Origin of the sequence: Streptomyces sp. NPDC005799, assembly GCF_040630525.1 — a bacterium.
GTDB classification, from domain to species: Bacteria; Actinomycetota; Actinomycetes; order Streptomycetales; family Streptomycetaceae; genus Streptomyces; species Streptomyces griseorubiginosus_B.
Genome location: NZ_JBEXXQ010000012.1, coordinates 181,166 through 205,962 on the forward strand (window position 1 = coordinate 181,166; position 24,797 = coordinate 205,962).

Sequence of the window (24,797 nt, forward strand, 5' to 3'; positions counted from 1 at the left end):
CCCTCCGTCGTCCGCCGGAACCCCGGGCCGCACCGTCGCGACCCGGGCGTCCTGAACGTACCGACTGGTCGGACTGGAGGGAAGGTCAGAGAAGGAACAGCTTGTCCTCCGGTTCCCGGTGACCGTCCGCGGCGTGCCAGTAGTCCCGGGTCTCGACCGCGAGGCCGTCGGCGTCGAACCGTACGAACACGCAGCCCGCGAGGGTGGCCGGCACCCCGCCCTCCTCGCTCAGCACCCGGAACTCGGCGACCGCGATCCCGTCCTGGCCGACCACGGGCGGCGAGAACCGTACGTCCCTCACCCGCTCCCGCTCGAACGACCAGCTCAGATAGGCGGCGAGCTCGGCCCGCCCCCGGTGCGGCTCGCGGAAGGGCATCGAGCGGTGGACGCAGTCCCCGGCGTACAGGTCGAGGAGCGCGTCCACGTCGTGCGCGGCCCAGCCGCGCTCCCAGACCCGTACGAACCGCTCGGCGGCCTCACGCGTGTCCACGGCCGGCTCCCTCAGGCATACGACCGCAACCAGCGCAGCTTCGTCGCCTCCTGGTAAGGCCCGCCGCCCTCGTGGTCGTTGAAGTCGTACACCTCGATCGTCCTGTCCTCGTGCGCCCAGGCGTTGAAGGCCGCGAAGACGGTCGAGGGCGGGCAGGTCTGGTCCTCCAGGGCCGCAGAGAACAGCGCCGGCGAGCGGCCGCGGGCGGCGAAGTGGACGCCGTCGAAGTAGGACAGGGTGCGCAGGGCGTCCTCGGAGCGGCCGCGGTGCGTCTTGAGGAACAGGCCGATCTCCCGGTAGGGGTGACGGTCCGTCAGAGTCGCGGCACGCGGGTAGTCGCACAGGAACGGCACGTCCGGCGCCGCCGCCACCAGGTCGGGGACCAGACCGGCGACGGCGATGGTGATGCCGCCGCCCTGGCTCGCGCCGACCGCGACCGTGCGGGAGGCGTCGGTCAGCGGGTGGGAACGGGCCGCCTCGACGGCACGGACGGCGTCGGTGAACACCCGGCGGTAGTAGTAGTTCTCCGGCGCGTCGATACCGCGGGTCATGAAGCCCGGGTAGGCGGGCGCGCCGCCCACCGGGTCCGCGGTGCCGCCCCCGCCGCCCCAGGCGCTGCCCTGTCCGCGGGTGTCCATCACGAAGTGCGCCCGGCCGGTGGACGCCCACAGCAGATGCTCGTGCGGCAGGCCGCGTCCGCCGCCGTACCCGACGAACTCCACCACCAGCGGCAGGGGTTCGGACGCCCCGGCGGGCAGCGTCAGCCAGCCCTTCACCGGGTGCCCGCCGAATCCGGCGAACGTCACGTCGTACACCTCGACCGTCGTCAGCCCGGTGTCGACCGGCTCGAAGCGGGCGTCCAGGTCGTGCTCGCGGGCCTCCTGCAGGGTCTTGGACCAGAACGCGTCGAAGTCCTCGGGCTCGACGGACGCGCTGCGGTAGTCGTGGAGTTCGTCGAGGGGGAGGTCGAACAGGGCCATGCAGGACCGCCTTCGCATAGGGACCGTGCGGATGATCAACACCGTACGTGTGCGATCGGACGACTGGCCAGATCTTTCCCGGACTGCGCCCGCGCGATCACCTCCGCACCGCGGGCGTCACGGTCCGCCCGCCTGGCGGCGGGTCCACTGCGGCTCCGTGCGGGCCCATTCCCTCTCCCACTCGGTCAGCCGGTGGCCGATGGCCACGCGCCGGACGAAGGCGTTGCCAAGGAGGATCACCGCGACCGCGCCGCCCGCGGCACAGATGCCCATGGTGACGGTGTGCTGCCAGATCTGCGTCCGGCCCGGCGGCGGACCCACCGGCCGGTTGCGGGCGTCGAACCACACGTCCACCGTCTCCCCGTGCCGCGTGCCCGCGGGAACACGCGCCGCGGTGGTGTGCGGCCCCGTGACGGGGTCCGTCCAGCGCACGTTCACCAGGAACGAGTGCTCCCGGCCGCCCTGCACCGCGGGCGCCCGCTCGGGCGTCGCGCCGACGACCACCACACGCGTGCGATGCCGGTCCGCGCGCTGCGCCGCGGCCGCGGCCCCGGCCTGGTCGTGCGCCCACCAGCCCGTGACGACCCCCGCGAGCGGCGCGCCGACGAACAGCAGGAGCGCGACGACCAGCGTCGTCCACGCCTCCACCACGTCCGACCGGCGCCGCAGCGGATTGCGCCGCCAGCGCCAGCCGCGCACCCGGGTCCGCATGTCGACCTCCTCGCCGTCACCGAAACCGGAGGGGCCATACGTTCAGCCGCACCTGCTTGGTCCGTATTGTCCCCCCGGATCGTGTGCGCGCGCGAGTGCCCATGAAAATCGGGTACCCAGCGCCTCGAAGATCGCTCACCGTGAACGGCCGGTGACGGCCCCGGTGTCCGGCCGTCAGCCGAAGCGTTCGATGCGGATCCGGTCCACGGGCTGGCCGGCCTCGACCAGCAGTCGTGAGGCGTGCTCGGCGAAGGCGTTCGAGCCGCACACATAGGCCTCCCACCCGCCGTCGGGCGGTTCGGCCAGGAGCGGCGCCACATGTGCGGCGGCCATACGTCCCACCGCCACCCCCCGCGGTGCGCGGCGCGTGAACACGGGCGTCGTCTCGGTGCCCAACTCCCGTGCGTAGACGAGCTCCTCGGGGCTGCGCGCGGACACCAGCAGCCGCAGCGGCACGTCGAGGCCGCGCGCCCGGTGGTGCCGGACCATCGACATCAGCGGTACGACCCCGGAGCCCGCGCCGATGAGCAGCGCGGGCCGGTCGCCGGGCCAGGCGAAGAACCCGCTCACCGGACCGCGCACCTCCACCTCGTCGCCCGGCTCGGCCACCGTGTGGAACCAGCCGGAGACCTCGCCGCCCTGCACGTGGTCCAAGGTCAGCTCGATGTGCCCGCCGTCGTCCGGCGCGGAGGCGATCGAGTAGTGGCGCTGGGCCGCATAACCGTCCTCTGCGGTCAGCCGCAGCATCAGGTGCTGGCCCGGAAGGTGCCCCGGCCAGGCGGGCACCGCGAACCGGAACGTCGAGACGTACGGCGTCTCACGGCGGACCTCCGTCAGGGTGGCCGTCTGCCAGACCGCGGCGGCCTGGCCGCTCACGGCGATACGGCCGGGCACGGCGAAGCGCGTCGGGGGAGTGAAGGCGGGAGAAACGGCCGTTGCCGGGGAAGGGGCCGTTGTCGGGGAAGGGGTCGCTGCCGTCATCTGCTCGGTCACCGTTGTCGGGGAAGGGGTCGCTGCGGTCGCCTGCTCAGTCACCGGAGTACCGCTGCTCCTCCCACGGGTTGCCGCGCTCGTGGTAGCCGTTCCGCTCCCAGAAACCCGGCTCGTCGTGGTCGAGAAGCCGGATGCCCGCGATCCACTTGGCGCTCTTCCAGAAGTACAGGTGCGGCACCAGCAGCCGCGCCGGCCCGCCGTGCTCGGGAGCGAGCGGCTCGCCCTCGTACGTGAACGCGATCCAGGCCCGCCCGCCGGTCAGGTCCGCGAGCGGCAGGTTCGCGGTGTACCCGGTGTGCGAGTAGGCGACGGCATGGGTGGCGGACGCCTGGGGCCGCACCACGTCGAGGAAGGCGTCCAGCGACACGCCTCCGAACCGGACTCCGAACTTCGACCAGCTCGTCACACAGTGGATGTCGCCTTCGAAGGCCGACGCCGGCAGCGCGTGCGCCGCGTCCCAGTCCCAGGTGCACGGCCGCTCGACCAGCCCGTCGACGCGGAAGGTCCAGTCGGCCGGCGCCAGCTCGGGGGTGACCTCCGCGGACAGGACGGGCCAGTCGTCGCCCGTGTCGTACTGGCCGGGCGGGAGGCCCGGACGGTGGGCGCGGGGACGCCCGGTGAAACCTCGGGTGACGTTCATACGGATCCAGCGGGACGGAAGTGACGGCCTACCGGGTCAACCGTACGTGCCACCCGGATCCGCCCCGGCCCCGGCCCGCCCGTCGATCATTAAAGACGTATGAACACTCCCCGGCCCCGGGAATAGCGCCTCCCGCCCGCGCCTTGCCGCCTGATGCCGGAACCGGTGTCCCGTACACCCGGTGACCACGCGGCAGCGAAGGAGAGTGGAACATGCCCAAGGCGTACGTCTACACGCGCTTCGACGGACCGGAGACCGAGGCCCTCGTCGACCTGGACCGGCCCAGCCCGGGGCCTGGGCAGGTGCTGGTCGCGGTGCGTGCCGCGGGTGTGAACCCCGTCGACTGGAAGCTGCGCACCGGCTACCGGCGCCCCGGGGAGAGCGGTGAGCCGGTGTTTCCGGTGGTGCTGGGCAACGAGGTCTCCGGTGTCGTCCTCGAGACCGGTGCCGACGTGACCGGGTTCACCGCCGGCGACGAGGTGTTCGGGAACACCGCGACCGGCGGTTATGCCGAGTACACACTGCTGCCCACCGACATCACGGCGCACAAGCCGGCCGGCCTCTCCTTCCAGGACGCCGCCACCCTCCCGGTCGCGGCGGCGACCGCGTACGACGGCGTCCACCAGCTGGGTCTGCCCGCCGGCGCGACCGTCCTGGTCACTGGCGCGGGCGGCGGGGTCGGCAGCGCGGCCGTGCAGATCGCCCGCGCCCTCGGCCTGCGGGTGGTGGGCGTCGCGAGCGAGGCGAAGAAGGACTTCGTGGAGGCGCTGGGCGCGGTGCACGTCCCCTCGGGACCGGACCTGGCGGCGCGGGTGCGCGCGGCGGCGCCCGACGGCGTGGACGGTGTCTACGACCTGGTCGGCGAAGAGGTGCTCACCGAGGCGGCGACACTGCTCGACGACCGTACGAAGCTGATCACCGCCGCCGCGCCACCCGCGACCGTCGAGGAACTCGGCGGGGCCAGGGTCGCCCGAGCCCGCGACGCGGCGGTCCTGGACGCGGTCGCCCGGCTGGTGATCGACGGCGACCTGGACCCGCACGTGACCGGCACCTACCCGCTGGAGCGGGCAGGCGAGGCACTGCGCGAGGTCGAGGACGGCCACGCGCGCGGCAAGATCGTGATCGAGGTCGCCGCGTGAGCCACGTCCTGGACAACCCCGCCCTCGCCTCCCTGACCGGCCCGCACGCCCACTTCGCCGAGTGGCACGGGCGGGTGGTGCGCTACCCGGTCGACGTGACGCCCTGGCTGGCGCTGCCCGACGAGCCCGACACCGGTGACTGGGCCGACCTCGCGGCCCTCGCGGGCCCCGGCGCCGAGGTGCCGCTGCTCGGTTTCAGCGGCGCGGTGCCGGCCGGCTGGGAGATCACCTTCCACATCGAGGGCGTGCAACTGGTCGACGACGGTCTCGAGGCCGCGCCCGAGCCGGAGGCCGTCCGGCTCGGTCCCGCCGACGTCCCCGAGATGCTCGACCTGGTCGAACGCACCCGGCCCGGCCCCTTCCTGCCCCGCACCATCGAGATGGGCACCTACCTGGGCATACGGCGGGACGGCGCGCTGATTGCGATGGCGGGGGAGCGGCTGCACCCGCCGGGCTGGACCGAGATCAGCGCGGTCTGCACCGACCCCGCCTTCCGCGGCGAGGGTCTCGCGACCAGGCTGATCCGCGCCGTCGCCCACGGCATACGGGAACGCGGCGAGACCCCGTTCCTGCACACCGGCGCCGGCAACGCGAACGCCATCCGCCTCTACGAATCCCTCGGCTTCCGACTGCGGCGCACCACCACGTTCGGCGCGGCCCGCGTCCCGGAACACCTCGCGGACGAACAGGCGGTGACGGTCGCTTAGGACACGTCGGGATCAGGGCCGCGAGGTGCCGCCGTCCGCCCGCCCCACGTGTTGTAGCGCACCAGACAGGAGGCGAACCGCTCCAGGTCCTCCTCCGGCCAGCCCTCCAACCGCTCGCGGAGGGCCGCCCGGCGGCTGTCGGTGACCTGGGCGAGGATCTCGCGGCCGGCGTCGGTCAGCTGCAGGACCTGGACGCGGTGGTCGTCGGCGTCCGGACGTCGCTCGATCAGCCGGGCCCGCTCGAGCGCGGCCACCTGTCGGCTGACCGTCGACTTGTCCAGGGCGTAGTGGGCCGCCAGATCGGTGGCCCGGCAACCGCCGCTCTCCTCCAGATGCCCCAGCAGTGTGTACGACACCAGGGACAGCTCGGGGTGCATCCGTCCCGCCGACGCGCGGGCGCGGCGGGCGAAGACCGTCATCTCGCGCTGAATCGTCTCCACGGCCTCGTCCGCGTCCATGGCTCCTCCTCACCACACCCATCTAGTTGTATAGTACAACTTGAGGGGGAATTGCAGGAGCCAACCAGGAGGAAGCCGAGGAGGCCGTCGGCGTCCGACGGTTGGGGTAATGTTTCCGTCCGGCCGCGGAACATCCCGGCCGCCGGAGAACGAGGAGGTGAGACCCATTACCGCTGTATCAGCCCGGGTGCTCTCTCCTCTGGTCGAAGCGGATCGCCGCCGGTAGGCGACCGCGAGAGCGCCCTTCGCCCCACCGAAAGGCTCTCGGCTTCCATGCCTTCATCTCCCTCGTCGTCCTCGTCGTCCTCGTCGGTCGAATCCGTCGCCGCCGTCCTGCGCTTGGCGGGCTGCGTCTTCGCCGAGGACGAGGCCCGGTTGATCCTGTCCCAGGCCCGCACAGCGCGGGAACTCACCGCCCTGGTCGACCGCCGCGTGGCCGGTCTGCCCCTCGAACTCGTCCTGGGCTGGGCGGAGTTCCGGGGCCTGCGCATCCTCGTCGAACCCGGCGTCTTCGTACCCCGCCGCCGTACCGAGTTCCTCGTCGAGCAGGCTCTTGCCCGGGCCCCCGGGGCGTCCGTCGTGGTGGACCTGTGCTGCGGCTCGGGCGCCGTCGGCACCGCTCTGGCCACCGCGCTCGGCGACGCCGAACTGCACGCCGCCGACATCGACCCGGCCGCGGTGCGCTGCGCCCGCCGCAATGTCGCCGGCGTAGGCGGACACGTGCACGCCGGCGACCTGTTCGCCGCGCTGCCGGCCGGCCTGCGGGGCCGCGTCGACATCCTCGCGGCCAATGTGCCGTACGTGCCCACCGACGAGGTGGGCCTGCTGCCCGCCGAGGCCCGCGATCACGAACCGCTGGTCGCCCTCGACGGCGGCACGGACGGACTCGACGTCCTGCGCCGGGTCGCGGCCGAGGCGCCGCACTGGCTGGCACCGGGCGGCTGTCTGCTGACCGAGACGAGCGAGGCACAGGCGCCCGCGGCCGTGGAGGCGTTCACCCGGGCCGGACTGACGACCCGTCTGGCGGTCTCGGAGGAGTGGTACGCCCATGTGGTGATCGGCACCAGGCGCTGAGCGCTCCGCCGGGATCGCCGCGATGTGCCGTCGGTCGTCCGCGGCCGTCGGGGCGCTACCGAACCGCAGCGGACTTCGCCAGGACCGCTGGTACGGGCCGAAGTTCACTGCGGCGATGTCGATCGGCACCAGAGGACGGGGTACCTCGGAGCCTGGTGTGCCTCCGTGCTGAGCCGCATCAGGGCAAGGCGCGGATACGCCGGCACGGGCGCGCCGCAGCGGGGCCGCGGCGGTTCCTCAGGTCGTCGCCCCGTTGCCCGACGGGCTCGGCGGCGGGGACGGCATCCGCCAGTCGCGGGGGCCGTGGCCGCCGAAGCCGCCGCCCCAGCCGCCCGGGTTCCTGTCGCCGGGTCCGTTGTCGCCGGGTCCCCTGTCGATGAAGGTCCCGGACAGGACGCGGGTGGCGGTGCGGGTGCCGTTGTCCGCGCGGGTGCCGACCAGGACCGCGGTCTCGCCCTTCTTGATGCCGTCGGTCCCGGAACCCTTGGTGCCGTCGTGCAGGACCGTGGTGTCCGAGGTCAAGGTCCATGTCCAGGAGGCGCCGTCCTCGCTCTTGACGGTGGCCTGGTCGCCGGAGATCTTCTCCACGGTGCCGCGCTGCCAGACCCGTACCACCCACTGGCCGGTGTCCTGGTCCTTCACGGTGGCCTCGCCGTGCACGCCCATGCCGCCGAAGTCGAACCACCGGCCGCCGTGCCGGCCCTCGGGCCCGCTCGGGGACGGCGACGCGGAGCCGGACGCGGACGGGGTGGCGCCGCCGCCCGAGCCGCCGGAGGTCGTCGCGTAGGCGACGGTGCCGCCGAGGGCCAGGACGGCGACCGTGGCCGCCGCGATCACCGCGCGGGACCGGGCGGAGCGCCGCCGCCAGACCCTGTCCCAGGTCTCGCCCGACGCGGGCTCGGCCCCGCCCGGGCCTGTCACCACTTCCCAGTCCGGTGTCGTCCCGCCATGCCGGTCCGGCGATCCTCCGGCAGTGGGTTCCTGATCCGTCACGGCTCGCTCCCATCGGCCAAGGCACCGGGCATCCGTATGCCACACCTACCTGTGATTGTGCGATGGGCACCATAAGGGTCAGGTAATCAGTACCTGTGAGAACAGGTGTACGGGTCAGTGCGGCTGCTGGACCCGGGCGATGAGCAGGGCCACGTCGTCGGAGTTGTCCGGCTGGTGCAGGGTGCGCAGCAGCAGGTCGCAGACCTCCTCCAGCGGGCGGTCGGGGCCGTCGAGCAGGGCCAGGAGCGCGTCCAGGCGTTCGTCGAGGGGGTGTTGGCGGGTCTCGACGAGGCCGTCGGTGTAGAAGACCAGCCGGTCGCCGGGCTCCAGGTCGACCGTCGTGGTGGAGAACGCGACCCCGCCGACGCCCAGCGGCGCCCCGGTGGGCAGTTCCAGCAGCTCAGGGGGGTGCCCCTCACGCAGCCGGGCCGGCGGCAGGTGCCCGGCGTTGGCGATGCGGCACTGCCGCAGCTCAGGGTCGTGGACGGCGTACACGCAGGTGGCGATGGAGTGGTCCAGGCCCTCGGTGATCCGGTCGAGGTGCTCCAGGAGCCGGGCCGGGTCGAGGTCGAGGGAGGCGAGGGTGTTGGTCGCGGTGCGCAGCCGGCCCATGGTGGCCGCCGCGTTGATGCCGCTGCCCATGACGTCGCCGACGACGAGCGCGGTCTTGCCGTCCTCCAGCGGGATCACGTCGAACCAGTCGCCGCCGACCTCGCTGGTGGCGCCCGCGGGCTGGTAGCGGGAGGCGACCTCCAGGCCACCGATGACCGGCGGATGGCTGGGCAGCAGGCTGCGCTGCAGGGTGAGGGCGGTGTCGCGGGCGTTCTGGTACCAGCGGGCGTTGTCGATCTGCACCGCCGCGCGCGCCGCAAGTTCGCGGGCGAGCAGCAGGTCGTCCTCGCTGAACGGCTCAGGATTGCGGGTGCGCTCCAGTTCCAGGGCGCCGAGCACCTCGCCGCGCGCGATCAGCGGTACCGCCAGATAGGAGTGCAGGCCCACCTCGGCCAGCTGCCCGGCCGCCTCCTCGGAGCGGGCGATGCGGGGCAGGTCGGCGGCCTCGACCTCGGCGATCATGACCGGCCGGGCCGTGCGCACGCACTCGGTGACCAGGAGGTCGGGGCCGTAGCGGGCCACCTTTCCCGGCCGATCGGCGGCCGCCGGCACCCGAGGAACGTCGTCCGCCCGCACGGCCAGGGCCCGTATGTCGGCCGGCTCCGCGGGACCCAGCGTGCTGCGTCTGCCCTGGACCACCGCCTCGAGCAGGTCCACCGCCGCCCAGTCGGCCAGCTCCGGCACCGCGACCTCCGCCAACTCGCAGGCGGTAAGGTCCAGTTCCAGCGTGGTGCCGATCCGGGTGGAGGCGTCCGCGATGAGTGTCAGCCGCCGCCGAGCGGCCTCGGCCTCCACCCGCGCCCGGTGCTCCTCGGTGGTGTCGAGGATCGACCCGGCCACTCCCAGTACGTGCCCGAACGCGTCCTCCAGCCGGTACAGCGAGATCGACCAGGCGCGCTCCTCGTCCGGATCGGCCGGCGTGCGCCCGACGGTCCGCTGGTCGACGAGCGGCCGCCCGGTCTCCAGCACCCGGCGCGCCGCCGCCTCCAGCGCCTCGACCTCCAGGTTGGGCACGACCTCGGCGATACGGCGGCCGATGTGATCCTCGGCGGGCACTCCGTTCAGCCGCTCCAGGGCCGGGTTGACGGAGACATACCGCAGCTCGGTGTCCAGGACGGCCAGTCCGATGGGGGACTGCGCGATCATCCGCGTGGACAGCGCCACGTCCCGCTCCAGCCGCCGTACCGTCGACCGGTCGGCGCACAGGCCCAGTGCGTAGACGTCGCCCCGGTCGTCCAGCAGCCGCATGTTGCGGAACTCCACCAGGCGGGTGCTGCCGTCCTTGCGCCGGATGGGGAAGGCGCCGGCCCAGCTCTGGCCGGTCACCATCACGTCGGCGAACAGCTTCACGACCAGGTCGAGGTGCTGCTCGTGCACCATGATCCGGGCCGCGTACTGGCCGAGGGCCTCCTTCGCCGGATAGCCGAACAGTTCCTCGGTCTGCGGGCTCCACAGCACGACCCGTCCCTGGGCGTCCAGAACCACCGAGGCCACGCCCAGGACGTCGAGCAGACCGCTCGGGCGCACCGACTCGTCGCCGTCGGTCACCGGAAACCCAGGTGCACTCATCCCACGCACCGCCTTCGTTCCTTGACGCGGCACGCCGTTTCCCCCGTGCCGACTCCCCTGTTCTACCGCGCTCAACCGTCGCTGTGACGCCTGTGTCGCCCACCTCCACCATCCCTCAACACAGGCGGCGGCGTTCTCGAAGTGGTGACGACAGTACCGGCCACGGACCGTCGCCGAAGTGACGGCCCCCGTTACCAATCTGGTCTGTACATGACCATCTGGCGCGGTCAGACTGTCCGCCGAGCAGGCCCGCCCCCACCCTCACCGAGGAGCCCTCGCATGCCTCTGCGCGCCCGGCGACGTCGTCACGCGGCCCTGACCGCAGCCCTCGCCCTCGCCACCGCCGCCCTGCTGTCCGCCGCCCCGCCCGCCTCCGCCGCCGACACCTGGACCGAGGTCGGCTCCGACCGCGCCGACCCGCTGACCGAGAGCCAGGGCCTCACCTCCGTCGAGGTCCCGGCCGGCAGTCCCAACCGCTACACCGGCATCGGCACCATCCCGGTCAGCGTCTCCAGCCGCGGCTGGAACCACGTCGGCGACCCCGACGCCTCCTACGACGGCTACTACGTCGAGCCCTACCAGGCCGACTCCGGCACCGCGAAGATGTACCGCGTCCAGGCACCCGGCGGCGGCTGGTCCGAGTACGTCCACACGCTGAGCCCCGGGGAGGCGCTGAACAACTCCTGGGACGCGATCTCGCCCGACGGCCAGTGGATGCTGTCGGGGGAGTACGGCACCATGACCCGCTTCCTGGTCTTCCCGACACCCGGCGTCAACGCGAGCACCTCGCCCTCGGTGAACCTCCCGCAGGTCGCCACCGTCAACCTCGACCACGCCGTCCGTGACGTGCAGGGCTGCGACTTCTCCGGACCCACGACCCTGCTGTGCTCCTCCGACGACCCCGCGGGCACGCTGTTCGGCATCGCCAAGCCGCTGCTCCAGGTCGACCTGTCCGCCGCGCCGAACGGCACCTCGGACGTCTCCGGCCATGTCACCGCCCTGCGCCAGCTGCCCCTGCGCAGCGGCTGCTCGGGCACCTTCGAGGCGGAGGGCATCGACTACGACCGCCGGGACGGCACCCTGCGCGTGATCGTCGTCTCGCCGGGCTTCTGCGTGCTGACGGACAGCAAGACCTACCGCTTCCACAAGAGCTGAGCCGTTCGCTGGTACGGCCCGGACAGTGGTGCTTTTCTGGGGATGTGACGCGGTTCGCCGGGAACCCGCCGGACCGCGTCACCGCCCATGAGAGGAGCGATCACGATGGACCGTGAGCGACTGCACGAGGAGCCGGTCTCCCTCGAGATCAGCGGATGCAGCAAGGAGGACGCACGGATCGTCTTCGACACGCTGTGCGCGTGTTTCGAGTCCGACCGGGGCGCCGACGAGGTGCCGCAGCAGTTGCACGAGACGCGGCCGATGGTGTGGCTCGGCACGTTCGAGGTGACGGACGCGCACGAGTGTCAGATGCCGACGGGTCTGTCGTCCTCGGTCGAGTTGGACGCGCAGGGGGGTTACTGGGCGATCGAGCGGCTGCGGAGCACGTTGGAGCCGCTGTTCACGGTGCGGGATCTCTCGTCGGCCTCCGGGGACCAGGAGCGGGAGCTGCATGTGATCTTGGAGAGTCGCTGATCCTCGACCCCCCTCCTCCTTTGTGCAACTAGTTGCACAAACGCGGTGCGGTCCTCTACAACTGAGGGACCACACCGCGACGGAGGGGCGCCATGAGCCGTTACCCGCATCTGCTGAACCCGCTGGACCTGGGCTTCGCCACGCTGCCCAACCGCGTCCTCATGGGCTCCATGCACGTCGGCCTGGAGGAGGCCGAGCGCGGCTTCGAGCGGATGGCGGAGTTCTACGCCGCCCGGGCCCGCGGCGGCGTGGGCCTGATCGTCACCGGCGGGATCGCGCCCAACGAGGCCGGCCGGCCGTACGGGGGCGGGGCGAAGCTGACCACCGACGCGGAGGCCGAGCAGCACGCGGTGATCACCGAGGCCGTGCACCGCGAGGGTGGCCGGATCGCGATGCAGATCCTGCACTTCGGGCGGTACGCCTACCACGAGGACCTGGTCGCGCCGAGCCCGCTGCAGGCGCCGATCAGCCCCTTCGTGCCCCGGGAGCTGACCGACGCCGAGGTCGAGCAGACCATCGAGGACTATGCCCGCGCCGCCCGCCTGGCCCGGCGGGCCGGCTACGACGGCGTCGAGATCATGGGCTCCGAGGGCTACCTCATCAACGAGTTCATCGCCGCCCAGACCAACCACCGCACCGACCGCTGGGGCGGCTCCTACGACAACCGCATGCGTTTCCCGGTCGAGATCGTCCGGCGGGTGCGCGAGGCCGTCGGCGAGGACTTCATCATCGTGTACCGGCTGTCCATGCTGGACCTCGTCCCCGGCGGCTCCACGCTGGACGAGGTGATCACGCTCGCCCAGGCCGTCGAGGCGGCCGGCGCGACGATCATCAACACCGGCATCGGCTGGCACGAGGCCCGTATCCCCACCATCGCCACCTCCGTGCCACGCGGCGCCTACACCTGGGTCACCCGGCGGATCATGGGCCGGGTGTCGATCCCGCTCGTCACCACCAACCGCATCAACACCCCGGAACTCGCCGAGGAGTTGCTCGCCGAGGGCTACGCGGACATGGTGTCGGTGGCCCGTCCCATGCTCGCCGACCCGGACTTCGTCGCCAAGGCCGCGGCCGGGACGCCCGAGGCCATCAACACCTGCATCGGCTGCAACCAGGCCTGTCTCGACCACACCTTCAGCGGGAAGATCACCTCCTGCCTGGTCAACCCGCGGGCCTGCCACGAGACCGAGCTGGTGCTCTCGCCGACCCGTCTGACCAAGCGCGTCGCCGTCGTCGGGGCCGGTCCCGCCGGGCTCGCCTGCGCCGTCTCCGCGGCCGAACGCGGCCACACCGTCACGCTGTTCGACGCGGCGAGCGAGATCGGCGGTCAGCTGAACGTGGCCCGCAAGGTCCCCGGCAAGCAGGAGTTCGACGAGACCCTGCGCTACTTCCGCCACCGGCTCGACGCCCACGGTGTGGACGTACGTCTGAACACCCCGGTCGAAGCGGCTGACTTGGCGGACTACGACGAGGTGGTCCTCGCCACCGGCGTCACCCCGCGCACCCCGGACATCCCGGGCGTCGACCACCCGAGCGTCGTCGGCTACCTCGACGTCCTGCGCGGCGAGGCGCCCGTCGGCGAACGAGTCGCCGTCCTCGGCGCCGGCGGCATCGGCTTCGACGTCGCCGAGTTCCTCACCGACGGCGGCGACGCGGCGAGCGAGGACCCGGAGACGTACTTCCGGCAGTGGGGCGTCGACATGGACTACCAGGCGCCCGGCGGGCTCGCCGCGCCGAAGCGCACCGCCCCGCCGCGGACCGTGCACCTGCTCCAGCGCAAGACGTCGAAGGTCGGCGCGGGCCTGGGCAAGACCACCGGCTGGATCCACCGCGCCGAGCTCAAGCACCGCGGCGTCACCATGGTCCCGGGCGTGCGCTACGACCGCATCGACGACGCCGGACTGCACATCACCGTCGGTGAGGAGTCCACCGTCCTGCCCGTCGACACCGTCGTGCTCTGCACCGGCCAGGAGCCGCGCCGCGACCTGTACGACGAGCTGGTCGCCGCCGGGCGTGGCGCACACCTGATCGGGGGTGCGGACGTGGCGGCGGAACTGGACGCCAAGCGGGCGATCCTGCAGGGCACCGAGGTCGCGGCCGCACTGTAGAGCCTCCCTAGGATGTGCCCATGTCCCTCCCGCACGCGATCCTCACCGCCCTGCTCGAGAAGCCGTCCTCGGGGCTGGAGCTGACCCGCCGCTTCGACCGGTCGATCGGCTACTTCTGGTCGGCGACGCATCAGCAGATCTACCGCGAGCTGGGGAAGCTGGAAGCCGACGGTCACATCCGGGCGCTGCCCACCGAGCAGCCGGCCCGCGGGCAGAAGAAGAGCTACGAGGTCCTGCCCGCGGGCCGAGCCGAACTGGCCCGCTGGACCGCCGCCTCCCAGGACCCCAGGCCCCACCGCGACACGCTGCTGCTGCGGCTGCGCGCGTCGGCGGTGGTGGGGACGGAAGGCATCGAGGCCGATCTGCGTCGCCATCTCGAGCTGCACCGGGGGCAGTTGGCGGAGTACGAGGAGATCGAGAAGCGCGACTTCCCGCCCGGCCGGGACACTTCCGAGGACAAGCTGCGCCACCTGGTCCTGCGGGCGGGCATCGAACTGGAGACCTTCTGGACCCGGTGGCTCACCGATGCGCTGGAGGAGTTCGGCGAACTGCCGGACTCCGGCCCGGCGTGAGCCCGTTCGCCGTCACAGGCGGTACGGCTTCGAGCGGCGGCGCAGGAACCAGCCGGACGCGATGACGCCCGCTCCGACCAGCGCGCCGCCCACGCCCAGCGTGACCGGGCCGTAGTCCCGCACGGCACCTCCGAAACCGCCCATGACACCGCGGGACGGCGAGGAGGTGGCGGAGATGGTCGGCGTCGCGGGGGCCGCGACGATGATGGACTGCGTGCCCGCGGTGGTGTTGTTGAAGGAGCACACCACGATGACGGTGTAGGTGCCGGGCCGCACACCCTGCCACGCCGCCGACTGCTGGCTGGTCGTCCCGGAGAGCGCCACCTGGCGCCCCTGGGCGAAGTTCGACTGGCCGCTGTTGAGCAGCGAGGCCGTGCCCCACATGCCGCTGCTGCTGGTCTGGTTGCACACGGTGGTCGTCACCGAGACGGTCGAACCGCTGGTGCTCACCGAGATGCCCGTCCCCACCGCCGAGGCGGACGGGGCGGCCAGGGCCAGGGGCAGCGCGGCGACGGCTGCCACCGCCAGGCCGGAGCGGATCGGAAGCTGGGAGTTGCGCATCAGGACTGCCCTCCGGCGGCACGGTCGGCGGTACATCCCTGGTGCCGCCGAGGGTCGGGGAACACCCGTGCTGCCTCAGGGGCAGCCAATGCGCCCCCGGTCCGCCGCGCATGGGGACGGCCCCCGGTCAGGTGACGGATTCCTTCGTCCGGCCCATCAGCCGGTCGTTACGGTCCGCTCCGCCGAGAACCCGCCCCAGCTGCCGTCGGGCAGCCGTGCCCGGATCCGCACCCGGTGGCTCACCCCCGCCTGCCGGCCCACGTAGAAGGAGTACGACGCCCGTTCGCGCGGCGCGTTCGCGCCGTACACGAGCGAGGTCGCCGTGCGCCCGTCCAGCAGGATCTGGTACTCGCCGACCACGCCGTCCGTGCGCGGCGGGACCCAGGACAGATCCAGGAAGTACGCGCCGTCGGCACGGTGAACGGTCACGCTGAAGGCGGTGGGCGCGGTGCCGCGGCCGTCGTCGGTGCCGGGCGTGGTGAGACGGACGGCCGGCCCGGGCGGGGAGAGGTTGTCGGCCGCGTCGCGGGCGCGGACGGTGAAGACGTACCGGGTGCCCGGGCGCAGTCCGGTGACCACGGTCGCCGTCCGGTTCCCGCCGACACTGTGGATCTTCGCGGACCCCTGGTAGACGTCGTACGACAGCACGGCTGTGTCGTCCCTCGACGCGGACCAGGCCAGCTGCACCTCCCGGCCGCCGACCGCCCGGCCGCTGGTCCGGCCCGGGCGGGTCGGCGGGGTGTCGTCGGCCGGGACGGCGGCGGGAGTCCTCGCGCGGACCTCCCCGCTGGGCGGCCCGAGGCGGCCCTGTGTGTCGCGTGCCCGCACGGTGAAGACGTACATGGTGGACGGCCTGAGCCTGGTGACGTCCACCATGTGCTCGGAAGCGGGCACCTCCGCGGCCTTGGTGGTGCCGCGATACACCTCGTAGACGCGGACCCGGGGCTGGGCGGACACCGCGTCCCACATCACGTGCACACTGCTGGAGCTGCCCGCCGCCGCGGTGACGCCGCCGGGAGCGCCCGGCGCCCGCCCTTCGTCCCCGGCGCCGTCCCAGCCGCAGGAGCAGACCAGGACCAGGCCCGCGACCGGCGCGAGGAGTCGGCGTGGGAGTACGGCGGCAGAGGGCACGGCTTCGCCTCCCGAGAGACAGGCAGGGACAGGACGGCAATGGTCCGTACCAATATGACGCTGTTGTTGCAGGTACATCAAGAGGGCGTCGTCGCGGCACGGGGGTGGTGACGTGGGCCCCTGGCCGTTACGTATGCTGAAGGTCCTCGCGGCTGAACTCTCCTTGGGGGAGGGTCAGTTCATGCCGGTGGCGCGGACCGCTGTCGTCGCTGATCCCGCGCCGGACGCGGGCGGCCGGGCGGCCGGAGCCGACGCGGGCTCAGCTGCCCGGCCCCTGCCCGGACTTCGGGGCGTGCGCCGTACGGCCCCTCAGCGGTAGCCGCACGATCAAAAGGGCAACACATTGGGCTGAGTGTTCGTCAGTGTTCCCCAGGAGAGGTCCCTCATCGTGCGCGTCCCGTCGCTGACGCTGGCCGTGGCCTGCGCCGCCCTGCTCGCCCCGGCCGCGGCCCGGCACCACATCGCCGAGGAGCCCGTCGCCCGGCGCGAGGGTGCTGTCGGGGCCGCCGACCTGCTGGCCAAGGTACGCGGCTGCGCCCAGATCTCGCGCGGCCGCTACCGCAGCGACGAGGGCGCCCCGGCCGCCGTTCCGGTCTGCGCCACGCGGGACGCCGTCTTCTGGAAGGCGGACCTGGACATCGACTGCGACGGCCGGCCCGGCCCGCGCTGCAACCGCCGTACCGACCCGCTGTTCTCCGCCGCCACCGCCTTCCAGCAGTCCGACGGCCGCGATCTGAGCGCGGAGAGCCTGCCGTACATCGTTGTGCCGGCCGTGAGCCGTATCTGGGACCACGGGGTGCGCGGCGGTTCGGTCGCCGCCGTCGTCTACCGCAACCGGGTGCAGTACGCGGTCGTCGGCGACCTCGGCCCCCGCGGGATCATCGGCGAGGCCTCCTATGCCACCGCCCGCGGCCTCGGCATCAACCCCGATCCGCGCGGCGGCGGCGCGGCCTCCGGCGTCACCTACATCGTCTTCAAGGACTCGCAGGTCAAGCCGATCGAGGACCACGCCGCCGCCGTCGCCACCGGACAGCGGCTGGCGCGGCTGTTCGTACGAGGCAAGTGGCCGGGCGTCAGACCGCCGACCAGCCGTCGTCCACCGGCAGCACCACGCCGTTGATGTTGCTCGCCGCGTCCGAGGCGAGAAACACGATGGCGGCGGCCTGCTCCTCGGGCTGGGCGATACGGCCGAGGTTGACGAAGTGCGGGCCGAGCGCGGCCGGGCCGTGCGCTGTCTGGTCGGCGTCCACCGCGATGTTGGTCGCGGTGCCGCCCGGGGCGATGGCGTTCGCGCGGATGCCCTGCTTGCGGTACATCACCGCGAGCGACTTGGTGAGCCCCACCACCCCGTGCTTCGAGGCGGTGTAGGCCGCGCCCGCCGCGCTTCCGCGCAGGCCCGCCTCCGAGGCCGTGTTGACGACCGAGCCCCGGCCCGCCGCCAGCATGTGCGGCAGCACCGCCCGCGTCAGCAGGAACGGCGCGGTCAGGTTGATTCGGATCACCCGCTCCCACTCGGCGTCGCTCACGTCCGCGAGCGCCGACATACGGTCCATGATCCCGGCGTTGTTCACCAGGACGTCCACCCCGCCGAACCGCTCCACCGCCGTCTCGGTCACCCGGTCGACCACGGCCTGCTCGCTCAGGTCGCCCACGACGGCGACCGCGGTGCCGCCCGCCTGCTCGATGTCCTTGACGGTGGCGTGCGCGCCCTCCTCGTTGAGGTCCGCGACCAGGACCCGGGATCCCTCCGCCGCGAAGGCCAGGGCGGTGGCGCGCCCGATCCCCGAGCCCGCTCCGGTGACGATGACGCTTCTGCCGTCGAGTCCGCTGGCCATGGTGGTGCTCCTGTCGTTGTGCGGGGCGGGGCGCCCGGTGCGGCAGGGCCCACCATACGACTTAATGTCTGTGAGTGACATAAAATAGTGCTGGAGAATTCCGGAGGACCGATCACGGAGCCGGAGGAACACATGACCGCAGCCCGCGCACGCACGGGACGACCGCCGCTCACCGAGGAGCGCAAGGCGGAGATCCGGCTGGAGATCGGCCGGGCCGCGGTGGACCTGTTCGTCACCCAGGGCGTCGCGGCCACCACCGGCGAGCAGATCGCCCAGGCCGTGGGCGTCTCCGCACGGACCGTGTGGCGCTACTTCCCCAGCAAGGAGGCCTGCGTACGGCCCCTGTTCACGGCCGGCATCGACATGCTCGCGGCCCGTCTGCGGGAATGGCGGTCCGGACAGCCGCTGGAGGAGATCTTCGCGCCCGAGTACACGACGGGCTTCCAGCTCGTCGCGGGCCCCGACCGGGCCACGGTGGGGGCGCTGGTACGACTGACACGAACCGAGCCGGGGCTACGGGCCGTCTGGCTGCAGACGCACGACGAGGCCGAGCCGGCCTTCGCCGGTGCCCTCGCCGAGCGCGCCGGGCTGCCGGCCGGTGATCTGCGGCCGGTCATCCAGGCGGCGATGTTCAACGCGGCGCTGCGGGCGGCGGTCGAACACTACGCCTGGCACACCGCGGACACGGAGCCCGACCTCGCGACGGCGGAGGCCGAGCTCCTGGCCACCCTGCGCACGGCCCTCAAGGTGGCGGCCGGAGGCCTTTGTTGAGTCGCTGCCGGGTCAGACGCAGGCGCATCCGCACGTAGTCGGCGCCCCCGGGCCCGGGCCGGTGATGCCCGTCCGGCCGCCACCCGTGCCGCAGGTAGAAGCCCTGGGCCCGGCTGTTGCGCGCCCAGGCCTCCAACACGCCCGTCGTCAGCGACGCGTCGCGCAGCAACCTCACGAACTCGGCGTGCAGCCGGCCGCCGACGCCCTGGCCCCAGGAGCCCGGACGGACATGGATCTGGTAGAGCTGGCCCACGGTCGCCGCGTCCACATCGGGTTCGTAGGGAGGTCCCGCCATCAGGATCCCCGCGAGCTCGCCCGCCTGTTCGGCGCAGACCACGGTCATGTCGTCGGCCCGCACGGCCCGCAGCCAGCCTTCCCGCCGACGGGCGTACGCCTCAGGGGAGTCGAACTCCGCCGTCGGCACTCCGCCCGCCGCGTAGTAGGCGGTGCGGGCCTGGGTGTGCAGCTCGGTGATCGCCTCCACGTCATCGACGTTCGCGGTCCGTAAGAGCGTCTGAGTACTGGTCATGATCGGTTGTCGTTCAGGCCTTTCGGTAGGTGTACGCCTCCGCTGCCGCCGCCTCGACCGCTGCGAGGTCGGCTCCGGCCGCCGCCGTGACGACCGCGGCCACCGCGCCCTCCACGAACGGGGCGTCCACCAGACGGGTGTTCGCGGGGAGTTCGTCGCCCTCGGCGAGCAGCGCCTTCACCGTGAGCACGGCACTGCCGAGATCGGTGAGCACGGCCACCCCGGCGCCCCGGTCCACGAACGCGGCCGCCGCGGCGATCAGCTCCGCGCTCGTGCCGAGTCCGCCGCCCTCGGTGCCGCCCGCGGGGGCGACGGGCACCGACGTCCCGCCGCCCGCCAGCCCCTTCGCCAACTCGGCGACGGACGTGGCCACTTCCGCGCTGTGCGACACCAGCACGATCCCGACCGTCTTGTCGTCACTCACCGGCCGCCTCCGCGAGCCCCGCGATCAGCAGCGCCGACGAGGTGGCACCGGGGTCCTGGTGGCCGATGCTGCGCTCGCCCAGATAGCTGGCCCGGCCCTTGCGGGCCTGCAGCGGTATCGTCGCGAGCGCACCCTGCTCGGCCGCCGTCCCGGCCGCCGGGAAGCCGTCGCCGAGCGCGTCCACGGCCGGCACCAACGCGTCGATCATGGTCTTGTCGCCCGGTGCGGCACCCCCGAGCGCCATCACCGCGTCCACCCCGGCCCGCAGCGCCTCGGCCAGCTGACCCTCGTCGACCTCGGCGGCATCGCCCAGCGCCTTGCCGGTGCGGCGCAGCAGCGTGCCGTACAGCGGCCCCGAGGCACCGCCGACGGTCGAGATCAGCTGCCGTCCCGAGAGCGTCAGGACCGCACCGGGGGTCTCGGGCGCCTCCTTCTCCAGCGCCGCGATGACGGCTTTGAAACCGCGCTGCAGATTGCTGCCGTGGTCGGCGTCCCCGATGGGCGAGTCGAGGGCCGTGAGCCGCTCCGCCTCGCGGTCGACGGACGCGGCGGTCGCCGTCATCCAACGGCGGAAGAACTCGGCGTCGAGCACTGGATCTCCTTGCGTGGTAGGTACGTTGACACCCCGGCCCGCGGTGCTACATCCCCCACCGCAGCCCCGGCGTCTTCACCGGCGCGTCCCAGAGACGGAGCAGCTCCTCGTCGACCTGGCACAGGGTGACCGAGGCACCCGCCATGTCGAGGGAGGTCACGTAGTTGCCGACCAGAGTGCGGGCGACGGCCACACCCCGCTGGGTGAGCACCCGCTGGACCTCGGCGTTGAACCCGTACAGCTCCAGCAGCGGGGTCGCGCCCATGCCGTTGACCAGGACGAGGACCGGATTGCGCGGGGTCATGTCGTCCAGGATCGCGCCCACCGCGAACTCGGCGATCTCGCCGGACGTCATCATCGCGCGCCGCTCCCGGCCCGGCTCGCCGTGGATGCCGATGCCCAACTCCAGCTCGCCGGGCGGCAGATCGAAGGTGGGGCTGCCCTTTGCGGGGGTGGTGCAGGCGCTGAGGGCGACGCCGAAGCTGCGGGAGTTCTCGTTGACCTGCCGGCCGATGGCCCCCACCCGCTCCAGCGGCTGGCCCTCGTCCGCCGCGGCGCCCGCGATCTTCTCCACGAACAGCGTCGCGCCGGTACCGCGCCGGCCCGCCGTGTAGAGGCTGTCGGTGACCGCCACGTCGTCGTTGACCAGCACCTTGGCGACCTGGATGCCCTCGTCCTCGGCGAGCTCGGCCGCCATGTCGAAGTTCAGCACGTCACCGGTGTAGTTCTTCACGATGAACAGCACACCGAGGCCGCTGTTCACGGCCGCCGCGGCCCGAGCCATCTGGTCCGGCACCGGGGAGGTGAACACCTCGCCCGGGCAGGCGGCCGACAGCATGCCGGGGCCCACGAAACCGCCGTGCAGCGGCTCGTGCCCCGAGCCGCCGCCGGAGATCAGGGCGACCTTTCCGGCCACGGGGGCGTCGCGTCGTACGATCACCCGGTTCTCCACGTCGACCGTCAGCTCGGGATGTGCCGCCGCCATGCCCCGCAACGCGTCGGCTACCACGGTTTCCGGAACGTTGATCAACATCTTCATGGGTTCCTCCTGGTGAGACGCGCGTCCGGCTCCTGGGCCCGTACTGCTGCCACTCTCGGAAGTATCCGCGCTCGGAGGGAGAAGGTCACGTGGACGGCGGGATCCCGCCGCGTCCCGGGGGCCCGGGCGGCCGTCTCAGTGGGGCGCGAGCTGGTCCCACTCCCTGCCCCAGGACTCGACCCGCCGCCGGTCCAGAACGCACCGCCCGGCGGCCCCGGCCCCGAGTCCCAGTCCGGTCACCGCGAGCGCCGCACCGGCTCCGAAGAGGACGGCCTCGGCGAGCGACTCGGTCGGCCCCGGCGGTTCGGTGGTCAGGTCACCCCGGGGGTTCGTCCACACGACGACATGAGACCCGGCGGTACGGCCCGCGTCCACCAGCGTCCTCCCGGTCCGTGCGGGCCCGCCCGCCGGCGTCCAGCGGACCGTCACCAGGGCCCGGCGGTAGGTCTCCGAGGCCCGGGGCGCGTCCGTGAGCAGAACGGCCTGTACGGGGGCGCGCTCGGCGCGCTGCCCGGCGAAGACGTCGGCGGCGGAGTGGGCCGCCATGAACCCGGCGAACGTGCCGCCCACCGCGACGATCAGCCACACGGCCAGAACGAGCCAGGCCTCCAGAACGTCGTCGTGCCGCCGCAGCGGGTTGGCCCGCCACCGCCACAGCCACCGACTGGTCCGCCCACGTGCGCGCATCGGTCGCACCTCCCTCTCGTCACCACCAGCACCGTGGCAGCCGGGGAGCGCGGTGCGGGATGGGCCGACCAGGGGCGGGTGCGGGGCCGACCGGGACCAGGGGCGGGAAGCGGATGGGCCGATCGGGCCCTTTCGCGGACCGGCGGTCACGGCCCGTCGGTGGCACCGCCGCCGGGCTCGGCGTCCTGCTCGGCCAGTGCCTTGATCGACCGCAGACGGCCCTCCCACTGCTCCGCCAGGGTGTCCAGCCAACGGGTGGCGTGCCGCAGCGGCCGGAGGTCCGCAGCGTAACGGACCTCGCGCCCGGTCCGTCGCCCTCGCACCAGTCCCGCGCGCTCCAGGACGGCCAGATGCTTGGCCACCGCCTGCCGTGTGACCGGGAGGGGCGCGGCGAGGGACGTGGAGGTGGCGTCGCCGTCGCGGACGAGTGTGGCGATGATCCGGCGGCGGACGGGATCGGCCAGCGCCAGCAGGACGTCCTCGGGCGCGTGCGCGCCGCCGTTCGCTCCGGTCATGCCGCGGGCTGCTCGCACTGCTCACGCAGCTGGTCGAGCTTGCCGGGCCAGTTCCGGCTGTTGGCGCGGTGGCGATCGGCGGCCTCGTCGGCGGGCAGGCCGAGCCGGGTGAATCCGCTCTCGACCATGGTGAGCCGGGTGCCTCCCGCACTCTCGTCCCAGGCGAGGGTGAAGGTGACCAGGGTGGCGTTGGCATCGGTCGGTTCCTCGCCCGCGGCGCCCTGGGACCAGCGCCAGGAGAAGGTGTACGGCGTCTGGACGCGGGCCGGAATGGTGCCGTGGACGCCGTGATCGAAGAGCAGGAGGCCGTCGGGGCGCAGCTCGACCTTGACCGGGTCGCCGTTGCCGAACCAGCGGCCCAGGAAGGCGGGTTCGGTGAGGACCGTCCAGACCCGTTCCACGGGCGCGTTGATCAGGATGTCGCGTTCGATGACGTCGGGAAGCATCGCGACCTCGTCTCGTGTGAATGCGCTACCACTAGGTTGCACGTCGAGCACGGAATGCGCAACCATTTGGTTGCGCATATGGGGAGACCGGAGACGGCCAAGGCGATCCCGCGCAGGAACGGCGGCAGGTCGTCCCGGCCCCGCAACCAGGGCCGACCGGCCCAAGTGCGGACATGGCGTCCCGGACACCATGGGGTAGAGGGCCATCCGTGCGTCGTACGCGTTCGTCCGCGTACGGGCGGCCGAACCGACGAGAGGGAGTGACGAGCCATGGCGGACAACGCACCTTCCCAGGCCGTCGAGGCGCACGCGCCGGGTGATCTCGGGCGTCGGCTCGTCGCACGGCGTACGGAACTCGGACTGAGCCGCGAGCAGGCCGCCGACCGGGCCGGCATGGCTCCGGGCTATCTGCGCTACGTCGAGGAGCACCCCGGCGCCGCCCCCGGACCGGGCGTCCTGCTGCGGCTCGCGGAGGCCCTGGAGACCACCGTGCGGGACCTCACCGGCGGTGACACCGAGCTGCCGCCGGGCCCGGGGCGCGCGGGGCGCGAACCGGACTTCGTCGAGCTGAGCGCCACGGAGTGCCGGGCTCTGCTCGACACGCACGGAGTGGGACGCATCGCGGTGCCCACCGCCTCCGGTCCCCTGGTCGTGCCGGTCAACTACAGCGTCGTCGACGGCGCGATCGTCTTCCGCACCGCACCGGGCACCACGCCCGCACGGGCCTCCGGCCACCGGGTGGCTTTCGAGGTCGACCGCATCGACGACGCCTTCAGCAGCGGCTGGAGCGTGCTGGTGCGGGGGTACGCCGAGATCGTGACGGACCCCGCCGAGGTGGGCCGGCTCGCCGAGCTGGCCCACAGCACGCCCTGGGCGGGCGGACGGCGCGAGCAGTGGGTGCGCGTCGATCCCCTCGCCGTCACCGGGCGCCGTATCACGGTGTGATCCGGGACGTTCTGCGCGCGGACGGGGACCGAAGGTCCCTCACCGCGAGGGCTCGCCCGGCGCAGGATGGACGGAACGCTCCAGCGATGTACCCAGGTGAGAGACGGGCTGGCCCATGTATCCGAACGACGGTTTCCGTGAACTCGAACGGCCGGAGTGCCTGCGTCTGCTGGCGAAGGTGCCCGTCGGGCGCATCGTCCACACCCGGCAGGCCCTGCCCGCCGTGCTGCCCGTCAACTTCACCCTGGACGGCGACGGCGCGGTGCTGCTGCGCACCTCGGCGGCCTCCGAGCTGGCCCGCGCGGTCGACGGGGTGGTCGTCGCCTTCGAGGTCGACGAGGTCGACGCGGCCACCCACTCCGGCTGGAGCGTGGTCGTCACCGGCCCGGCGATGGTGGTGACGGACCCCGCGGAGCACGAGCGCCTGATCCGGACCGGCCCGCGATCCTGGGTGCCCTCGCCCCAGGAGGTCTTCGTGCGCATCGAGCCGGAACTCGTCACCGGCCGCGAACTGGTCGGCGGACGCAGCCTGTACGGGGTGCAGCTGGCCCCCTGAACACCCCGGCCCGCCATCGCACTTGACCAGTCGTCCCGGTTCACAGCCCAGCAGCCCGGTGGCACCGTCGCTTTCGGACGGTGCCACCGGG

Annotated in this window: 29 protein-coding genes; 11 read left to right on the forward strand and 18 right to left on the reverse strand. The window is 72.7% G+C overall.

Annotation, left to right across the window (positions count from 1 at the left end; translation table 11 throughout):
- Positions 1 to 85: 85 nt before the first annotated feature.
- From ABZ453_RS14670 to ABZ453_RS14690, 5 genes are all read right to left on the reverse strand, one after another.
- Entirely contained in the window at positions 86 to 490 is a 405-nt protein-coding gene (locus ABZ453_RS14670) for a nuclear transport factor 2 family protein (protein WP_359015080.1), read from the reverse strand.
- An 11-nt stretch (positions 491 to 501) separates the two neighbouring features.
- A complete protein-coding gene (locus ABZ453_RS14675; protein WP_359015082.1) occupies positions 502 to 1,470 on the reverse strand; it encodes an acetylxylan esterase in 969 nt (322 codons plus the stop codon).
- Positions 1,471 to 1,587: 117 nt separating this feature from the next.
- Positions 1,588 to 2,181, reverse strand: a complete 594-nt coding sequence (locus tag ABZ453_RS14680) for a hypothetical protein (RefSeq protein WP_359015084.1) — start codon at positions 2,179 to 2,181, stop codon at positions 1,588 to 1,590.
- Between the two features lie 174 nt (positions 2,182 to 2,355).
- Positions 2,356 to 3,162: a ferredoxin reductase gene (locus ABZ453_RS14685; protein WP_359015140.1), complete on the reverse strand. Its 807-nt coding sequence runs from the start codon at positions 3,160 to 3,162 to the stop codon at positions 2,356 to 2,358.
- 46 nt (positions 3,163 to 3,208) lie between these two features.
- Positions 3,209 to 3,814, reverse strand: coding sequence for a sulfite oxidase-like oxidoreductase (locus ABZ453_RS14690; protein ID WP_359015086.1), 606 nt, complete (start codon positions 3,812 to 3,814; stop codon positions 3,209 to 3,211).
- A 212-nt stretch (positions 3,815 to 4,026) separates the two neighbouring features.
- Between ABZ453_RS14690 and ABZ453_RS14695 the strand changes: the two genes are divergently transcribed.
- Both ABZ453_RS14695 and ABZ453_RS14700 read left to right on the forward strand, forming a co-directional pair.
- Positions 4,027 to 4,953, forward strand: a complete 927-nt coding sequence (locus ABZ453_RS14695; RefSeq protein WP_359015088.1) for an NADP-dependent oxidoreductase — start codon at positions 4,027 to 4,029, stop codon at positions 4,951 to 4,953.
- Complete coding sequence (locus ABZ453_RS14700) at positions 4,950 to 5,660, forward strand: GNAT family N-acetyltransferase (RefSeq protein WP_359015091.1); 711 nt, start codon at positions 4,950 to 4,952, stop codon at positions 5,658 to 5,660. The genes ABZ453_RS14695 and ABZ453_RS14700 overlap by 4 nt, the downstream gene beginning before the upstream one ends.
- Here ABZ453_RS14700 and ABZ453_RS14705 read toward each other — a convergent pair.
- Positions 5,657 to 6,118: a MarR family winged helix-turn-helix transcriptional regulator gene (locus ABZ453_RS14705; protein ID WP_359015093.1), complete on the reverse strand. Its 462-nt coding sequence runs from the start codon at positions 6,116 to 6,118 to the stop codon at positions 5,657 to 5,659. The two genes, ABZ453_RS14700 and ABZ453_RS14705, sit on opposite strands and share 4 nt — an antisense overlap.
- A gap of 273 nt (positions 6,119 to 6,391) precedes the next feature.
- Here ABZ453_RS14705 and ABZ453_RS14710 point away from each other — a divergent pair, with 273 nt between their 5' ends.
- Complete coding sequence (locus tag ABZ453_RS14710; protein WP_359015095.1) at positions 6,392 to 7,192, forward strand: putative protein N(5)-glutamine methyltransferase; 801 nt, start codon at positions 6,392 to 6,394, stop codon at positions 7,190 to 7,192.
- A gap of 237 nt (positions 7,193 to 7,429) precedes the next feature.
- Here ABZ453_RS14710 and ABZ453_RS14715 read toward each other — a convergent pair whose 3' ends face one another.
- Complete coding sequence (locus ABZ453_RS14715; RefSeq protein ID WP_359015097.1) at positions 7,430 to 8,185, reverse strand: hypothetical protein; 756 nt, start codon at positions 8,183 to 8,185, stop codon at positions 7,430 to 7,432.
- A 114-nt stretch (positions 8,186 to 8,299) separates the two neighbouring features.
- Positions 8,300 to 10,366: a SpoIIE family protein phosphatase gene (locus ABZ453_RS14720; protein WP_359015099.1), complete on the reverse strand. Its 2,067-nt coding sequence runs from the start codon at positions 10,364 to 10,366 to the stop codon at positions 8,300 to 8,302.
- 279 nt (positions 10,367 to 10,645) lie between these two features.
- On the opposite strand from ABZ453_RS14720, the gene ABZ453_RS14725 reads away from it, so the two are divergent.
- From ABZ453_RS14725 to ABZ453_RS14740, 4 genes are all read left to right on the forward strand, one after another.
- Positions 10,646 to 11,521 (forward strand): hypothetical protein, encoded by an 876-nt coding sequence (locus ABZ453_RS14725; protein WP_359015101.1) that lies wholly within the window; start codon positions 10,646 to 10,648, stop codon positions 11,519 to 11,521.
- A gap of 105 nt (positions 11,522 to 11,626) precedes the next feature.
- Complete coding sequence (locus ABZ453_RS14730) at positions 11,627 to 11,995, forward strand: hypothetical protein (RefSeq protein WP_359015103.1); 369 nt, start codon at positions 11,627 to 11,629, stop codon at positions 11,993 to 11,995.
- A gap of 92 nt (positions 11,996 to 12,087) precedes the next feature.
- A complete protein-coding gene (locus ABZ453_RS14735; protein WP_359015105.1) occupies positions 12,088 to 14,103 on the forward strand; it encodes an NADPH-dependent 2,4-dienoyl-CoA reductase in 2,016 nt (671 codons plus the stop codon).
- A gap of 20 nt (positions 14,104 to 14,123) precedes the next feature.
- The gene (locus ABZ453_RS14740) at positions 14,124 to 14,675 is read left to right on the forward strand and encodes a PadR family transcriptional regulator (protein WP_359015107.1); all 552 of its coding nucleotides are present in this window, start codon (positions 14,124 to 14,126) and stop codon (positions 14,673 to 14,675) included.
- A gap of 12 nt (positions 14,676 to 14,687) precedes the next feature.
- On the opposite strand, the gene ABZ453_RS14745 is transcribed toward ABZ453_RS14740, so the two are convergent.
- Positions 14,688 to 15,236, reverse strand: coding sequence for a hypothetical protein (locus ABZ453_RS14745; protein ID WP_359015109.1), 549 nt, complete (start codon positions 15,234 to 15,236; stop codon positions 14,688 to 14,690).
- A 156-nt stretch (positions 15,237 to 15,392) separates the two neighbouring features.
- On the reverse strand, positions 15,393 to 16,367 hold the full coding sequence (locus ABZ453_RS14750) for a fibronectin type III domain-containing protein (protein WP_359015110.1): 975 nt from the start codon (positions 16,365 to 16,367) through the stop codon (positions 15,393 to 15,395).
- A gap of 388 nt (positions 16,368 to 16,755) precedes the next feature.
- On the opposite strand from ABZ453_RS14750, the gene ABZ453_RS14755 reads away from it, so the two are divergent.
- Positions 16,756 to 17,487, forward strand: a complete 732-nt coding sequence (locus ABZ453_RS14755; protein ID WP_359015142.1) for a glycoside hydrolase family 75 protein — start codon at positions 16,756 to 16,758, stop codon at positions 17,485 to 17,487.
- Here ABZ453_RS14755 and ABZ453_RS14760 read toward each other — a convergent pair.
- Positions 17,441 to 18,202 carry a glucose 1-dehydrogenase gene (locus tag ABZ453_RS14760; protein WP_359015112.1) on the reverse strand — a complete coding sequence of 254 codons (762 nt, stop codon included), beginning with the start codon at positions 18,200 to 18,202 and terminating at the stop codon, positions 17,441 to 17,443. The genes ABZ453_RS14755 and ABZ453_RS14760 overlap by 47 nt on opposite strands.
- Before the next feature lie 132 nt (positions 18,203 to 18,334).
- Between ABZ453_RS14760 and ABZ453_RS14765 the strand changes: the two genes are divergently transcribed.
- Positions 18,335 to 18,973, forward strand: coding sequence for a TetR/AcrR family transcriptional regulator (locus ABZ453_RS14765; RefSeq protein ID WP_359015113.1), 639 nt, complete (start codon positions 18,335 to 18,337; stop codon positions 18,971 to 18,973).
- On the opposite strand, the gene ABZ453_RS14770 is transcribed toward ABZ453_RS14765, so the two are convergent.
- From ABZ453_RS14770 to ABZ453_RS14800, 7 genes are all read right to left on the reverse strand, one after another.
- Positions 18,945 to 19,502 (reverse strand): GNAT family N-acetyltransferase, encoded by a 558-nt coding sequence (locus ABZ453_RS14770; RefSeq protein WP_359015115.1) that lies wholly within the window; start codon positions 19,500 to 19,502, stop codon positions 18,945 to 18,947. The two genes, ABZ453_RS14765 and ABZ453_RS14770, sit on opposite strands and share 29 nt — an antisense overlap.
- 13 nt (positions 19,503 to 19,515) lie before the next feature.
- Positions 19,516 to 19,926, reverse strand: coding sequence for a PTS fructose transporter subunit IIA (locus ABZ453_RS14775; RefSeq protein WP_359015118.1), 411 nt, complete (start codon positions 19,924 to 19,926; stop codon positions 19,516 to 19,518).
- Positions 19,919 to 20,518, reverse strand: a complete 600-nt coding sequence (gene dhaL / locus ABZ453_RS14780; RefSeq protein WP_359015120.1) for a dihydroxyacetone kinase subunit DhaL — start codon at positions 20,516 to 20,518, stop codon at positions 19,919 to 19,921. Before dhaL ends, ABZ453_RS14775 begins: the two co-directional genes overlap by 8 nt.
- A gap of 46 nt (positions 20,519 to 20,564) precedes the next feature.
- On the reverse strand, positions 20,565 to 21,557 hold the full coding sequence (gene dhaK, locus ABZ453_RS14785; protein WP_359015121.1) for a dihydroxyacetone kinase subunit DhaK: 993 nt from the start codon (positions 21,555 to 21,557) through the stop codon (positions 20,565 to 20,567).
- 135 nt (positions 21,558 to 21,692) lie between these two features.
- Positions 21,693 to 22,244 (reverse strand): hypothetical protein, encoded by a 552-nt coding sequence (locus ABZ453_RS14790; RefSeq protein ID WP_359015123.1) that lies wholly within the window; start codon positions 22,242 to 22,244, stop codon positions 21,693 to 21,695.
- Positions 22,245 to 22,390: 146 nt separating this feature from the next.
- On the reverse strand, positions 22,391 to 22,759 hold the full coding sequence (locus ABZ453_RS14795; protein WP_359015125.1) for a metalloregulator ArsR/SmtB family transcription factor: 369 nt from the start codon (positions 22,757 to 22,759) through the stop codon (positions 22,391 to 22,393).
- Positions 22,756 to 23,205: an SRPBCC domain-containing protein gene (locus ABZ453_RS14800; protein ID WP_359015126.1), complete on the reverse strand. Its 450-nt coding sequence runs from the start codon at positions 23,203 to 23,205 to the stop codon at positions 22,756 to 22,758. Before ABZ453_RS14800 ends, ABZ453_RS14795 begins: the two co-directional genes overlap by 4 nt.
- Before the next feature lie 270 nt (positions 23,206 to 23,475).
- On the opposite strand from ABZ453_RS14800, the gene ABZ453_RS14805 reads away from it, so the two are divergent.
- Positions 23,476 to 24,150, forward strand: a complete 675-nt coding sequence (locus tag ABZ453_RS14805) for a pyridoxamine 5'-phosphate oxidase family protein (protein WP_359015128.1) — start codon at positions 23,476 to 23,478, stop codon at positions 24,148 to 24,150.
- 115 nt (positions 24,151 to 24,265) lie between these two features.
- Entirely contained in the window at positions 24,266 to 24,706 is a 441-nt protein-coding gene (locus tag ABZ453_RS14810) for a pyridoxamine 5'-phosphate oxidase family protein (RefSeq protein WP_359015129.1), read from the forward strand.
- The last annotated feature ends 91 nt before the right edge of the window (positions 24,707 to 24,797 follow it).